At 61.8% G+C, this 14,046-nt stretch carries 10 protein-coding genes and 2 pseudogenes; 4 read left to right on the top strand and 8 right to left on the bottom strand.

Annotated elements, in window-relative coordinates; translation table 11 throughout:
• Positions 1 to 223, bottom strand: a 223-nt coding sequence (locus tag D000_RS13530; protein ID WP_018873763.1) for a transposase, incomplete at its 3' end; no start/stop codon positions are given.
• A gap of 225 nt (positions 224 to 448) precedes the next feature.
• Positions 449 to 1,396: a LysR family transcriptional regulator gene (locus tag D000_RS0111950; RefSeq protein ID WP_018875087.1), complete on the bottom strand. Its 948-nt coding sequence runs from the start codon at positions 1,394 to 1,396 to the stop codon at positions 449 to 451.
• Positions 1,397 to 1,480: 84 nt separating this feature from the next.
• Here D000_RS0111950 and metE point away from each other — a divergent pair, with 84 nt between their 5' ends.
• From metE to D000_RS13525, 3 genes and pseudogenes are all read left to right on the top strand, one after another.
• Positions 1,481 to 3,799 carry a 5-methyltetrahydropteroyltriglutamate--homocysteine S-methyltransferase gene (metE, locus tag D000_RS0111945; protein ID WP_018873761.1) on the top strand — a complete coding sequence of 773 codons (2,319 nt, stop codon included), beginning with the start codon at positions 1,481 to 1,483 and terminating at the stop codon, positions 3,797 to 3,799.
• 603 nt (positions 3,800 to 4,402) lie between these two features.
• Positions 4,403 to 4,687 (top strand): annotated as a pseudogene (locus tag D000_RS0111940) (IS30 family transposase); the annotation flags it as partial.
• 36 nt (positions 4,688 to 4,723) lie between these two features.
• Complete coding sequence (locus D000_RS13525; RefSeq protein ID WP_018873759.1) at positions 4,724 to 5,605, top strand: IS3 family transposase; 882 nt, start codon at positions 4,724 to 4,726, stop codon at positions 5,603 to 5,605.
• Between the two features lie 123 nt (positions 5,606 to 5,728).
• Here the strand turns inward: D000_RS13525 and D000_RS0111930 are convergent, their stop codons facing one another.
• The 5 genes and pseudogenes from D000_RS0111930 to D000_RS0111905 form a co-directional block, all read right to left on the bottom strand.
• Positions 5,729 to 6,178, bottom strand: a complete 450-nt coding sequence (locus D000_RS0111930; RefSeq protein ID WP_018873758.1) for a DsrE family protein — start codon at positions 6,176 to 6,178, stop codon at positions 5,729 to 5,731.
• 407 nt (positions 6,179 to 6,585) lie between these two features.
• Positions 6,586 to 7,642 (bottom strand): annotated as a pseudogene (locus D000_RS13520) (IS3 family transposase); the annotation flags it as partial.
• A gap of 74 nt (positions 7,643 to 7,716) precedes the next feature.
• Positions 7,717 to 9,030: a serine hydrolase gene (locus D000_RS0111915; protein WP_018875090.1), complete on the bottom strand. Its 1,314-nt coding sequence runs from the start codon at positions 9,028 to 9,030 to the stop codon at positions 7,717 to 7,719.
• A 147-nt stretch (positions 9,031 to 9,177) separates the two neighbouring features.
• On the bottom strand, positions 9,178 to 9,945 hold the full coding sequence (hdhA, locus tag D000_RS0111910; RefSeq protein WP_018174400.1) for a 7-alpha-hydroxysteroid dehydrogenase: 768 nt from the start codon (positions 9,943 to 9,945) through the stop codon (positions 9,178 to 9,180).
• Between the two features lie 800 nt (positions 9,946 to 10,745).
• Positions 10,746 to 11,645, bottom strand: a complete 900-nt coding sequence (locus tag D000_RS0111905; RefSeq protein WP_018873756.1) for a cation diffusion facilitator family transporter — start codon at positions 11,643 to 11,645, stop codon at positions 10,746 to 10,748.
• Positions 11,646 to 11,736: 91 nt separating this feature from the next.
• On the opposite strand from D000_RS0111905, the gene D000_RS0111900 reads away from it, so the two are divergent.
• Positions 11,737 to 12,618 (top strand): LysR family transcriptional regulator, encoded by an 882-nt coding sequence (locus D000_RS0111900; RefSeq protein ID WP_018873755.1) that lies wholly within the window; start codon positions 11,737 to 11,739, stop codon positions 12,616 to 12,618.
• 766 nt (positions 12,619 to 13,384) lie between these two features.
• On the opposite strand, the gene D000_RS0111895 is transcribed toward D000_RS0111900, so the two are convergent.
• Complete coding sequence (locus D000_RS0111895) at positions 13,385 to 13,924, bottom strand: META domain-containing protein (protein WP_018873754.1); 540 nt, start codon at positions 13,922 to 13,924, stop codon at positions 13,385 to 13,387.
• Between the last annotated feature and the right edge of the window lie 122 nt (positions 13,925 to 14,046).

The raw sequence follows: 14,046 nt of genomic DNA, 5'->3' as shown, positions 1-14,046 counted from the left end.
GATTCTCTTCCTCCAGCTCCCGGATCCGTCGCTGCTCCGGCGTCAAAGGCCGGCCATCGCCGGCCTCCCCGGCACGATCCGCCTTGAGTTGCTCGACCCAGCGCCGAACGGCCGTCTCGCCCACCCCGGTGTCCCGCACCACTTGCGGCACACTCTGGCCCTCATCCACCACCATCCGGGCCACCCGAAGCTTGTACTCCGGATCAAAATTCCTGCGTCCCATATCGTCTCCTCGATCAGATCCCAATCATTCCACCGATCGAGGTGTCCACGAAAATTAGACCAGCACAACCTATTGGGAGATCACATCTAGTTCCAGCCGCTAGCGGGCACTCGTACCCCCCCTGTCGGCTCCCCAGCAGGGGACTTATTTTTGGTGCCTCGCGGCCTCCCAGACCCGCTTATCCACCACGAACGTCCGCCACATCCGAAAATCGAGTTGACAGTTCTACGCCCGAGCCTCACGCAAAATGTCGCGCGCAGTCGCGATGAAGTCGAGATTGTGAGGACGCTCCCGGTCTGCACGGCGCATCGTGATGGCAAGGTTGCTCCACAGACCGTCGTGACCAAGCCGGACACGACGGGTCGCGACACGCTCACTCTCTCCCCCGTTGAGCCCCGCCTCCAGCTCGGGCAGGGCCCAATCCGGCAAAACCGCCACACCACGGCGGCTCGCTACCAGTTGCAGCAGCATCGCACTAACCTCGGTCGTCCGGCGCGGGACCGTCACCCCGGCCGGGTGCAGAAAGCGCCGATAGATATCCAGGCGCTCCTCGCTGACCGGATAAGTGATCAGGGTCTCCCCGCGCAGATCCTCAGGCAACACGCAGGGCCGCTCGGCCAACCGGTGGCCGGCCGGCACCACGAGCAGGTTCTCGTACTCCATCAGGTGTACCGACTCGAGTTCGGGATCATCCACAGGGTCGACCGCAACGGCGACATCCACGTCACCGTTGCGCAGGGCGTCCAGTGCCGTGAATCCATGGCTAAGGGTAAGATCCAGCTCCACCTCCGGCCAGTGCCGTCGAAAGGCACCTACCGCCGGCATCAGCCACTGAAAGCAGCTGTGGCACTCCAGCACCAGAAACAGTCGGCCACGTCCGCCGTCGCGGATCTGCACGACATCACGCTGCGCGGCGGTGATCTCGGGCAACACCCGGTCAGCCGCCTGCAGTAGCCGTTCTCCGGCAGCCGATAACCGCACCGGACGCGTTCGGCGTTCGAAGAGGGTCACACCCAGTCGGTCTTCAAGCTGGCGCAACTGATGCGACAGTGCCGACTGAGTTACGCAAAGGCTATCAGCCGCGGCAGTCACACTCCCCAACCGCACGATCTCGCAAACCGCCCGCAGATGCCGGAGCTCGAGTACTCCCGACAGATCATGAGCGGAATTCATGGTGTCTGTGAAGAAATATCGTTTTACTCATGTATCAAGCATGACGAGACTGGACGCCGTGTTCAACCCGGAGTCTATAGATCCATGATCACCACCCATAATCTTGGCTTTCCCCGCATTGGCGCCCGTCGCGAGCTGAAGACGGCTCTTGAGCGTTACTGGAGCGGCAACATCAGCCGCGATCAACTGGAAACCTCGGGCCGCGAGTTACGGCAGCGTCATTGGGCCTGGCAACGCGAAGCTGGCATCCAACAGGTCCCGGTCGGCGACTTCAGTTTCTACGACCACGTGCTGGACATGATGCTGACGCTGGGCGTTCTGCCGGAGCGCTTCCATGCCGCAGCGACCGAGCACCCGCTGGACCTTGCTTTCTACATGGCTCGCGGTCGTTCCCACAACGATGCGTTGCCCGATGTGCCGGCGCTGGAGATGACCAAGTGGTTCGACACCAACTACCACTACCTGGTCCCGGAGCTGACCCTCGAACAAACCTTTGCGGCCATTCCGGACAGACTACGAACGGAGATCCGGGAGGCGCGCGAGATGGGTCTGCAGCCCAAGCCTGTCCTGCTGGGGCCGGTCAGCTTTCTGTACCTGGCGAAAATGAAGGATGACAGGGAGCCACTGGAACTGCTTGACCGGCTCCTCCCGGCCTATCAGGAACTCCTGGAGTGGATCAGCGCAGAGGGGGTTTCTTGGGTTCAGATCGACGAGCCCATCCTCACACTGGATCTGCCCGTCGAGTGGCAGTCGGCGCTAAGGGCGGCTTACGACCGTCTCCACCGTGGCGGGCCACGCCTCTTGCTCACGACCTATTTCGGTGGCCTTGGCAGCCAGCGCGACCTGGCACTGGAACTACCGGTAGCGGGGCTCCACGTGGATGCCGTGCGCGGCGCGATGGAGGCTTCGACCCTCGTGGCCCGGCTGCCGCAGGACAAGATTCTGTCGTTGGGAATCATCGACGGGCGCAACATATGGGCCACCAATCTGGAGGCAGGTCTGGACACTCTGGAGCCCGCCGTCAGCAGCCTCGGTAGTTCTCGCCTGTGGCTCGCGCCCTCCTGCTCGTTGCTGCACGTGCCCGTTGACGTGGAACAGGAAACCGGCATGGACACGGAGGTACGCGGCTGGCTGGCCTTCGCGCGCCAGAAACTGGTGGAGCTGGCGATCCTCCAGCGCGGCTTGACCGAGGGACGCGCGGCCGTCGCCAAAGAGCTGGAACACAGTCGGCGCGTGCACAGCAGCCGCCAGAACGCCGTTCGTACTTGCATTCCGCAGGTTCGGGAACGGGTGGCGGGACTGTCCCCGGATGACGCCCGCCGTGCCCTGGCCTATGAGCAGCGTGCACCGTTGCAACAACGCTCACTCGACCTCCCATTATTCCCGACCACCAGCATCGGTTCGTTCCCACAAACGCAGACCATTCGCCGGGTGCGCCGTGACTACCGCCGGGGTGAGCTAACCCGGGATGATTACCTGCGCACCATGCGCCAGGAGATCGCTCGCGTAATCCGCTTCCAGGAAGACATCGGCATGGACGTGCTGGTGCACGGTGAGCCCGAACGCAACGACATGGTGGAGTATTTCGGCGAGCAACTCGACGGGTATGCCTTTACCCGGCACGGCTGGGTTCAGAGCTACGGATCGCGCTGCGTGAAACCCCCCATCATCTACGGCGATGTGCAGCGTCCCAGTCCGATGACCGTCGACTGGACACGTTACGCCCAGTCCCTCACAAGCAAACCGGTCAAGGCCATGCTCACGGGTCCGGTGACCATGCTGCAATGGGCCTTCGAGCGCGATGACCAGTCACGCGAGGCCACTGCCCTGCAGATCGCCCTGGCGCTGCGCGACGAGATCGCCGACCTCGAGGCCGCTGGCATTGGCGTGATCCAGGTCGACGAGCCGGCGCTTCGGGAAGGGCTTCCCCTTCGACGAGGCGAATGGAATCGCTACCTGGATTGGGCTGCGCGCGCCTTTCGCATTGCCACCTCCGGTGTGGCCGACGTGACCCAGATCCATACCCACATGTGCTACTCGGAGTTCAACGACATCATCGAGGCCATCGCATCCCTGGATGCCGATGTCATCACCATCGAGACTGCCCGCTCGGACATGGAACTGCTGGATGCCTTCGAGCGATCCACCTACCCCAACGAGATCGGGCCGGGTGTCTATGACATCCACTCTCCACGCCTCCCCAGGGTACAGGAGATGGTGACCCTTCTGGAAAAGGCGGCACGCGGGATCCCGGTCGAGCGGCTGTGGGTCAATCCCGACTGCGGACTCAAGACCCGCAGCTGGGACGAGGTCCGTCCAGCGCTGGAGGCAATGGTTGAGGCCGCGCGCGCCATGCGTGACCAGCACCCCGCAACCGAGAAGAAGTCACAGGCCAAAGCTTGACATGCAAATGCCCTTGCGTATGGTTCGCATTTAGCTACACAGCCCGGACAGCTGTGTGTCGCCAAGACGAAAGGTGGGCTTTCAGCCTTTGGTGTCTCCAACCTCCGTTAAGCATTACCGCCGGATGGGTCATCCGGCGGTTTTTTTATGCCACTCTGGCACGAATGCATCCCAAATTCGCTCGACGATCATCCCGACTATGCGCCGCACGGGGTGCATTCCCTAGTGGTGTTTTCTTAACAGGTTGTCGCGCACGGTGTTGGTCCACTGGAACTCGGGCATTTGCCGGGGCTTTCGGCCACCGACGACCGTGGCTACGTGGTGGCACCGAAGCAACCCAAGCCGTCGAATTGCACAGTGCTGCCTGGCGTCCGCTAGGTGCGGTCCCACTTGCCCATGACCTCCGCGCTGAAGGTGACTACCGGGGTAACAGCTTGACCCGTAGTGGATGCCCAGCGACCTTTAGCAATACCGCCGCTACGAGTGCACCTTCTTCTCAGAACCCGCGTGCCGCCCTGCCAGCGCTGCGTTCACCACACAGATAGCCATCATCCACCTGTGCGATCCGGTCGAACATATGGCGTCCCCCCTCGCGACATGTGACGCACCCTGACCTGGGATCGCAGCAGCGAGATGGCCAGCCATAAAGTCTTCATCGCCGAAACGGATGTGAAGGTGTACTTCTATGACCCGCAGAGTCCTTGGCAACGCGGTACCAACGAGAATTCCAACCGCCTGCAGCGCGAGTACTTCCCCAAGGAGACGGAACTGGCCGGCTTCTCACAGACCGGCCTGGATGAACTCGCCCTCCGTCTGAATCGGCGACCGCGGAAAACCTTGGTCTCCCCGGCGGATAAACTCACGGTCACTGTTGCGTCGGCCGGCTGAGCGCACCTCCGCCTTGTTGGCCCGGGAACTGAAGTGATGCATCGCTGCATCACGACCCTGACGGAGAAGGCTTCGGTGCAGCGGGTCTGCGATCTGCTGGAGGAAAACCGGGCCGGCTATTACGCGGCGCGGGCGCGGGCCGAACGCCCAAGCGTGCCCTGCGCCGCTGGCGCTCACCTCGAGCGGGTGTTCGCGGCTTCCGGGCGAACCTACGGCAGCCGGCGTCTGGCAAAAGCCTTACAGGCGGATGGCACAGCCGTGGGCCGTTACCGGGTGCGGACGCTGATGCGCGAGCGCGGCCTGCGGCCCGTCTGGCGGCGGCGCTTCGTGGCCACTACGCAACGCGACGACCGGGTCCCGGTCGCCGAGAACCATCTCAACCGCAAGTTCACCCCGGCCGGACCGAACCAGGCGTGGGCGTCCGACATTACCTATATCCCGACCGCCACCGGCTGGAGCTACCTGGCGGTCATCCTCGACCTGTACTCGCGCAAGGTCATCGGTTGGGCCCTCGATCGGCAGATGCCGGCGAGCCAGACCTGCGAGGCCCTGCGCATGGCGCTGGAGCAGCGCCAACCGGAGCCGGGACTGCTGCTGCACTCCGACCAGGGCTGCCAATACACCAGCGCCGCCTGGCGGCGGCTACTGGCCAGGCACCGGATCCAGGCGAGCATGAGCCGCCGGGGTAACTGCTGGGACAATGCCGTCGTCGAGTGCTTCTTCCTGAGCCTCAAGACGGAACGCGTCTGGCAGCGCCGATACGCGAACCACGGCGAGGCGCGGCGGGATTTCGCGGACTACATCGCGCGGTTCTACAACACCGTTCGCATCCACTCGACGCTTGGCTACCTGCCTTCCAGCGACTATGAGCATCCAACGGCAGCCAATCCACCTAACGCGGTATCCGGAATGACTTAACCACCAAATCCAACACCGGGGCTGCCCCTGATGCGACTGGCAACGCTCATCGAGATCCTACCTACGTCCCCCCGATTGTTTCCCAAGGTCGCCTCTTCTTCCATGATTTCTTCCGATACACGCCTATGGTTTCAAGAAAGTGTACCCTTGTCGTTGCAGATACGAAATATGAGCATTACCGCTGACTACGACGTCCTCTTCCGACGCGTCGTACAGGTCGTCATGCAGGCTAATTTGTCTACCTTCCAAGGTATTATTGCAAACCAAGAACCGGACATTCTGCATCTTTAGATTGTCGATGTTCGCTCGAAGATCATCGTCATCTTTCGCCTTGTTAAGGAGGCTTAGTCCGTCTCCACTCAAAACGACTTTTACCTGAATATTGTCGACACCTAATGCATTGACGTGGTTCTGTATGTTCCGCAGGACCATCGTATGCCGGTCACTGTCATCATAGTTCACGTCGTAGACCGCCTTATCTTCTCCATAGTCGTAAGTAACGGCAGACGCATTCCCCGAAAATATCAACGCCGTAGTAATCAACAGCAATGGAATAAAGAATATTGTTCTCATGCCTGTCTCCTAACTTATTTAGGTGTAAACGGAACTGGAGGTTCCCATTGTCGCCACTAAAGGGCCACTCCTCACTAGCTGGAGGACCGTTAGAAGAATAGACTGGAACTGAAGGATGTTTATTCCGGCTTATGAGTACCGACATCATTCGATAAGCGTAGGCTTTGTGGCCGCACCCCTGCTCCCGCATCAGGCGCCAGACCCGGTAGCGGCCCACGGTCACGCCTTCCGAGCGCAGCGAAAGACCCCATGCCAACGCCGGGGCAACCCTGATGCGATTCGCTGCGCTCACCCGCATCCTACGATGGGAGCTGGCGCTCGCTGGCGGGCGCGGCACGCCAGGGCCGAGGCCGCGCGCGCCAAGTGTAGTGGTCAAGTGATTTCTGACACCTCGATGGGTGTTTCGGCTGTCCCTTTTTTCGCTCGTAGGCGTTGGGCGACAGGTATCCCAAAGTCGAGTACCTTCGGCGCTCGTTGTACCGGTCTCCGGTCGGCGTTCGGAAGACGTAGAGGTCCAGCACGCCGCGGCGGTAGCCGCCGTTGAACCGTTCGATGAAGCCGTTCTGCATGGGCTGGCCTGGCTGGATGAAGCTCAGTTCCACGCTCCTCTGCTCGGCCCAGTCGGCGATCGCGGCCGAAACGAACTCGGGACCATTGTCGAGCCGGAGTTACTGCGGATAGCCCCACCAGGCCGCAATACGCTCCAGCACCCGGATCACACGGGGTGCGGGCAGATTCAGATCGGTCTCCACCGCCAGCGCTTCCCGGTTGAAGTCATCTACGACGTTGAAGGTGCGAAAGCGCTGTCCGTCCCACAGCGCATCCGACATAAAGTCCGCTGACCAGCACGCGTTCGGAGCTTCGGTCGATGCCAGAGGTCGTGGCTCCCGTGGTGGCAAGCGGCGCTTGCCCTTACGCCGCAGGTTCAGCTTCAGGGCGCAGTACACGCGCCAGACCCGCTTGTGGTTCCAGGGCATGCCCCGACGTCGGATCAGCTTGAACAGCTTGCCAAAGCCCCGCTCCGGATCGCGTTCCACCCGCTCCTGCAGTAGCGCGACCACCGCATCGTCCCGGTCCGGTTGCTTGCGATACCACACCACCGACCGCGCAACCCCGGCCACCTGACAGGCCCGGCGCTGACTCTGCCCATGCTCCCGCGTCAACGCAGTGACCACACAGCGCTTCTCGTCCGGGCTCGGAGCTTTTTTGGGCAATCACGTCCTTCAGGGCCGTGTTCTCCAGGGCCAGCTCGGCGTACATCCGCTTGAGCCGGTTGTTCTCGTCCTCCAGCTCCTTCAGCCGTCGAACGTCGGCCGCTTCCATGCCCCCGTATTTCGACTTCCACTGGTAGTAGCTCGCTTCCGAGACCCCGATCTCCCGACAGACGTCCTTCACCTTCCGGCCGCCTTCGACCTGCTTCAGCGTCTGGACAATATGGCTTTCCGTAAACCGACTCTCGTGCATCTCGGCCTCCTTGGGCTCTAGTGTGCCCGGAGATCCCCAGTTTTCAATGGGCCAAATTTACGGGAGGGCGACAATCAGCGGGCCGTGTCCTGCCCCATCAGATACTCGGCCAAGACCCGGTAGGCCGGCAGCGAGGTTGCATCGTTAGCCGCGTTGGTCGCCAACGGGTGGGAGGCCAAGCGCACAATTACCATCTCTGCGGACGGGTCGATCCAGATCGTCTGGCCGTGTACGCCGCGAGCGGCAAAGACGCCATGGTCGTCGTGACTTATCCACCACATGCTACGATAACTCCAACCATCAAGGCCTCCGAAGCCGGCCTTAGAGAAGGCTGCCTTGTCACCGCCCTCGCGGATGCGTTTTATGGCCTCCTCGGGCAGCACCTGCTCGTCTCCGAGGCGCCCCCCATCGAGAATCAGCTGGCCCAAACGGCCCAAGTCTCGCAGGGTGGCGTTGAAGCCACCGCCTGCGAACGGCGTACCGATCGAATCTACGGTGAAAAAGGCCTCTCGCTCCGCCCCTATCCGCGACCAAACCCGCTCAGCCAGCCAATCGGCGACACTCTTTCCGGTGGCCCGAGAGATGATCCATCCCAAAGCATCGGAGTTGATGGTGCGATAGCCGAAGGCCTCTCCGTGCTCACCAGCCTTCTCTACAGTCTCAAGGAACGCGAAGTAACCGCGAGGCCCATCGTAATCTGCTGGCGGCGGCAGCGGGCTGCCAGCTTGAGCATAAGCCCATACGTCGGCCTCGGGGTCAGAGTAATCCTCTGAAAAGTCGAGCGCGGTGGTCATATCAAGCACCTGGCGCAGAGTGGCGTCGCCAAAGGCGCTGTCAGCGAGCTCCGGCACCAGTTCACCAACGCGAGCCTGTTCATCCAGTGTGCCCTCAGCCACTAGCGTCTCGCCAATCAACCCTGTGAGCGACTTGGTAACCGACATCACCCCATGCAGGGTGTGTTCATCCAGACAGCCGGCGTAGCGCTCGTACACCACCCGACCTTGGTGAAGCACTAGCAGACCGTCGGCGTGATTCACGTCGAAGGCTTCACTCCACGTCATCAACTCTGAACCGTCGGAGGGCTGGAATGTCAGGTCATCAATCGCGGGGTCGGATGCATAGGGCAAGGCCCGAGCACCCTCGGGCCCAGACCGCACACCGACGGTGGGCATCAACTCACGGAAGTGGCAGACCGTCCACTTGAGCTTATCGCCGACGAAGTAATCGTCATCGGTGAAACGGATAGTGCGATCCTCCGGTGGCGGGAAGCCCTGCATCCAATCCATTGGTGCTACCGTTTCGACACCGGCGGCTGAAGTCGGTGGCGCCAAGGCTGCCCCGATCACGAGCAGGGTCGGGATAAGTGCTGCGTTCGTGGTTCTGATCATGATGTGCTCCGATTGGCGTTGGATGGCCACGGCGCACCGGCAATCGCCCGTCCGATCAGTTGCCAGGTAGGCGCGCGGAAGGGACACCGTGCAGTATGATGGCTTCGCAACGCAGATTGTGACGGATACCACGCCAATTTCATCGGGTTAATCCAGTTCCTGTACCCCTCCACCCGAAACGGTAAGGATCTGACCGCTGATCCAGCTGGAAGCCCGAGAGCACAGGAATAGTGCCGCATTGGCAATATCCTCAGGCTCGCCGAGTCGTTTTAGGGGAGTACGGGCAAGCATGCGCTGCTCAATCTCGTCGTTGAGCACCGACATCAGCGCCCTGGTGCGAGTGGCTCCCGGCGCGATGCCGTTGATGCGGATGTTTTTTGGGCCAAGATCAAAGGCGATGTTACGCACCAAGTGGCTGGCGGCGGCCTTCGAGGAGCCATACGCTGCCATGTGTTGGTTCCTATTCTCGGCCGACATCGAGGTAATGGCGAGAATCGCGCCACCGCCGACCCTCTCCATCTCAGGCGCGGCCAGCTGGGCAAGGCGAAACAGCGGAAACACGTTCAGGTCATAGGCGCGACGAAAGTCCTCCATAGGCATGTCGAAGGGCTTGGGTCCACCGCCGCCGGCGTTGCTGACCAAGAGCGTTAGCTTGCCGAAGGCCTCTACCGGTTTGGCCACCGCTGCGGCAAGATCCTCTTCTCTGGTAACGTCACATGCCATGCTGGTCGCACGACCACCTTCGGCCTCGATACCTTCGGCTACCGCAGCGGCCGCAGCGGCATCCAGATCGCTGACGACTACTGCAGCTCCGGCCCGGGCGAAACTTTCGGCTATGGCTCGGCCGATTCCGGCGCCGGCCCCTGTAACAAGGGCGGCTTGACCGCTCAACGCGAAAAGCTGGGGATCGTACATAAAAACCTCCGATATAGCGATGAGGGGGAAGTTACCAAGTCAAGCTTGCTTGGCTCTGGCTCATCATCTACCCCTCTCTACGAGTCGAATCTGAGAGCAGATTAACTTCTTGTAGTGGTCGGGTGATTTCCTGCTCTCAAGAATTGTTGGGGCTGCCCACTTACGCTCGCATGCGTTGAGCGACAGTTAGCTCAGGTTCGCGCGCCTTCGGCGCTCGTTGTAGTAGCCAACGATGTAAACCGTGATGCTTCGGTGAGGCTCTCCCTGGTTAGCCTGATACTTCCTTCAAGCCCGCGCGGGTCCGTATGTAGGTGATGTCCGCCACACAGGCCGCGTTCGGGCACGCGGCTGGAACTGCTTGTCCAGGTATTTCGCCACCACATCCTCCGGCTCGTCCCGCTGCGCCGTGACCCCGAACCCCCGCTTTCAGACCCGGCACAGCCCATCCTCCCCCATCAGATGGCGGACCCGATAGCAGCCGACCTCAACATCGTCCATCCGCAGCTCCGACTGCACACGGCTTCTGCCAACGGGCCACCCACACTGTTCGCACGTCTTTTTGCCCCAGTGCAAGGCCGGCGCGGTCGCCGGCCGCACGTCTGCAATGCCCAGTAGCCCGACCGGTTCATCTCCAGCAAACCGCAGAACCGCTGCTCCGAGGCCTTTTTTGGAATGACCTTGCCCTCACAGCCGGCGGTTCTCTTCCTCCAACTCCCAGATCCGGCGCTGCACCGGCGTCAGGGGCCGGCCATCGCCGGCCTCCGCGGGCCTTCCAAGTCCGATGGTAGGACTCAACTGCCCTAGGGCCCAGCCTCAACGACCCGTTCCGCCTTACGACCCTCCGTGTGGATGACGACCACCGGACGGACAGGCAAGTCGGCTAATAAACGGTAAAGCCGGATACGCAACCGCTCGGCTCTCCGCATGTCCCTTGCGGGCAACCGAATCTCCAGAAGGAGGTACGGCCCAACCTTCGTATAGCGTGCCTGCCGGGCCGGCACTGCCGCCTCATTCAGAGCCGTGATCACCCGGGCTCTCAGCTCAGCCGGCGGGGCAGCCAGAACCAGCTCGCGTACAGCTTCCAAGGTCATCTTCAGCGGTACACCAATGAAGTATCCAGCCACCAGGAGCACCATGACCGGATCCGCATAGACGGCATACTCCGAAAATGCGGTGCGCTCCAGCAACACCGCCAGGCCGAAGCCCGCAAGGACGGCCGCACTCAAAAGCGTATCCATCAGCCACTGGCGGCGCTCGGCAGAGACCAACCCGCCGGGGGTACGAACCTGCACCCAGCGCAGATAACCCCACACGACCACACAGGCCACTGCGCTAATGGCCGCGAATAACATGGCCATGCCCGTCTCCACTACGCGACCGCCGGTCAACAGCCCGTGCAAGGCCAATGCAATCGACAACAGGGAAACCAGCGCAATAGTCAGCCCCTTCACGGTAATAACCAGTGGTTCAATCGCGGCACGACCGAAGGGGAAACGCTGGTTTGCTGGCCGCCGCACAACCCGTGCGGCGTACACCGAGAGCAGCGACAGCACCAGACTTACAAGGGAGTACGCCCCGTCGAACAGGATCACCAGGGAGTTAACCCACAAGCCCCAAACGATACCCCCAAGGGCAAACATGCCGGCCATGGTGGCAGACAGATACAGCGCCGTTTTTTCCCGCGCCCAGAACGAACTCATGATGACCTCCCATTGAATTGCTGGCTATTCTAGGGAGCCCAATTCAATAATGTGAGTCGCTGAGCGACGGGTTTTCCGTCACCATGAGGCTATGAAAGACAGCCAGATCGAAACGTTTCTCGCCGTGGTAGAACAGGGCAGCGTCGCGGCCGCCGCACGCACCCTCGGCCGCAGCCGCACCACGGTGAGCACCGCCTTGAGCGCGTTAGAAGACGAACTGGGGGTGGTGCTGTTCGAGCGCAGCGGCAATCAACTCCACCTCACCCCGGTGGGCGGCAGCATCGTGACCGACTGCCAGCGCCTGCAGCAAGTGGCCGGGCAGATCCACGCCCGTTGCCGGCACCACATGAGCGGTGCCGAATCGGCGCTGCGCATCGCCCGCGACGACGCCATCCCTGAGGCTACGTGGCGGGACCTGCTGCGTCGCCTGAAGAACGCATTTCCGCATACCAGCGTATCCGTTTATCTGGCTCCACCCCGGGAGCTGCCGGAGCTTGTGGAACGCCAGGCCGTGGATGTGGCCTACGGCTTGATGCCCCAGTTGCTCACCGTGGGCTACCAGTGGTTTCGAGAGCTCGCAGACGTGCGCATGCTTACGGTCACCGCCACCGACCATCCACTGGCAGCCCTCCCCCGGGTCACGCAGGACGACCTCGTCGGACATACGGAGATTGTCATGGCCTATTTGGACAGGGACGGCCTGATCCCAGAGTCTCCCGACACTGACAACTACCTCGCCTTCACGCAGTACGAACTGATCCGCGACGCAGTGATCGAGGGTTCCGGCTGGGCCGATTTACCCTTTCCGCTCATCAGCAGCGCCCTGCGCCAGGAACAACTTCGCACAATCCCTCATCCGGCCGCTAAGTGGTGGAAGACCTTCTGCGTACTGGAATCCGAACAGGCCCACGGAGGTCCCGTGGTGACCTGGCTGGCCAATGAGCTGGAAACCTACCTGACCCGAATCAACTGAGAGCACGAATTCAACGGTGTCGTATTGCCCTGATCTTCTCCTGCGCCCCTGTGGCTCCGGTACCTGTTCGATCAACTCCGTTCTCACGTTGAAGAAGAGGCGGTCGGCCACCGCATAGCCCCAGCACTAAATTCGCCGGCTCGAAATGCAGCGGACGCCATACTGCGACAGAAGATGCCGCCAGACGTCGCTGGTACACTGACCGGGTCGGTCGGCTTGAACCAGAGCCCCGGCTCGTGTTCCTGACTGTGCAGCCCCATCCCACAACAGCGCCGCCTGGACGCGGCGGCTGCCGTACGACTACCCCCGACTGATCGAGCGCCACCATGACCCGCTGTGCTAGCACACAAGGCCGGCGCGGCCGCCAACCGCACGTCGGTGCCACGTCGCAGCCCGACCGGCTCACCTCCGGTAGATCGCAGACGCACTTCAGTTAAGTCTTCTCCCTCAGAGCACTGATGCAGCGCTGCATTACTTCAGTTCCCTGGAGTGGAAGGGGATTGCGCGTCTTCTAGGGTCTACCTGCCCCCCTAGCCGGCGGTTCTCTGACTCCAGCCCCGGGGCCACCGCTGATCCGGCGTCAGGGGCCGACCATCGACGGCGCCCCGGATGGATCTACCTTGGGTTGCTCGACCCAGCGACGAGCCGTCGTTTCGCCGACCCCGGGCCCCCTGACGTCTCCCCGATCAGTTCCACGTCATTCCACCGCTCGAGGTGCCCACGACAGTTGATCAACACACCCGGAAGCGTCAGAAGTCCCTTCCACTCACTGGAGGTGCACCGCCTCGAAGCGAGCACGTGCCTCACCATCACCGTCGATGAGCGTCAACATTTCGCCGTCGATTTGCCAGCTGGCGACGTCGCCAAGAGCATCGAGAAATTTTCTCTCGAACTCCATGATGGCGGCGGGGCAGGCCATCATGGTGGTGGCCACCTGGCCAAAGCTTAGCTGGTCACGGTCAAGTTCATACCCACCCATCATGCGGTTGCAACCGGTGGCGCCTGCCAGGCGAGCATCTTCAGCGTGCAGCACCAAGTGTGCCTCGCGTGCCTCTTCTGTAGCCACCGCCTCATCCTCTCCCAGGGTCACCAGCTTCCAGTAAGTATTCTCCAGGTGCTCCGTGTCGCCGCTCCCATCTGTCGGTGCATCAAGCCCAGCACACCCACCCAAGAGCAAGATGCCAGCCAAAAGACCTACGAGACTCCAGTTCTGTTTCACCGCAACCAGTCCATTACCATTCACGAGCTCTATGAGACCACACAGAGGCACAAGGTTCCACATGGGCGATGGCATCAGCGTAAGCATGCGCAGTGCCCCTCCCAGAATAAAAGCCGTGGCGCGCGCCCCTAACGTTCAGAGTCACACTATTGGCCGGGGACTCGTCATACGACTCGGGAAGGCCTGCCCTTGGCCCTGCGCGAACCATC

The organism is Thioalkalivibrio sp. ALJ16 (genome assembly GCF_000377345.1).
Classification (GTDB): domain Bacteria; phylum Pseudomonadota; class Gammaproteobacteria; order Ectothiorhodospirales; family Ectothiorhodospiraceae; genus Thioalkalivibrio.
This window is presented reverse-complemented; position numbering and strand designations above follow the sequence as displayed.

Bases quoted from the DNA above. Each gene is read 5' to 3' on its own strand.
- hdhA (WP_018174400.1), bottom strand. From the start codon at position 9,945: ATGTACGATCCCCAGCTTTTCGCGTTGAGCGGTCAAGCCGCCCTTGTT.
- D000_RS0111900 (WP_018873755.1), top strand. From the start codon at position 11,737: ATGAAAGACAGCCAGATCGAAACGTTTCTCGCCGTGGTAGAACAGGGC.
- D000_RS0111930 (WP_018873758.1), bottom strand. From the start codon at position 6,178: ATGAGAACAATATTCTTTATTCCATTGCTGTTGATTACTACGGCGTTG.
- D000_RS0111950 (WP_018875087.1), bottom strand. From the start codon at position 1,396: ATGAATTCCGCTCATGATCTGTCGGGAGTACTCGAGCTCCGGCATCTG.
- D000_RS13525 (WP_018873759.1), top strand. From the start codon at position 4,724: ATGCATCGCTGCATCACGACCCTGACGGAGAAGGCTTCGGTGCAGCGG.
- metE (WP_018873761.1), top strand. From the start codon at position 1,481: ATGATCACCACCCATAATCTTGGCTTTCCCCGCATTGGCGCCCGTCGC.
- D000_RS0111905 (WP_018873756.1), bottom strand. From the start codon at position 11,645: ATGAGTTCGTTCTGGGCGCGGGAAAAAACGGCGCTGTATCTGTCTGCC.
- D000_RS0111915 (WP_018875090.1), bottom strand. From the start codon at position 9,030: ATGATCAGAACCACGAACGCAGCACTTATCCCGACCCTGCTCGTGATC.
- D000_RS0111895 (WP_018873754.1), bottom strand. From the start codon at position 13,924: ATGCTTACGCTGATGCCATCGCCCATGTGGAACCTTGTGCCTCTGTGT.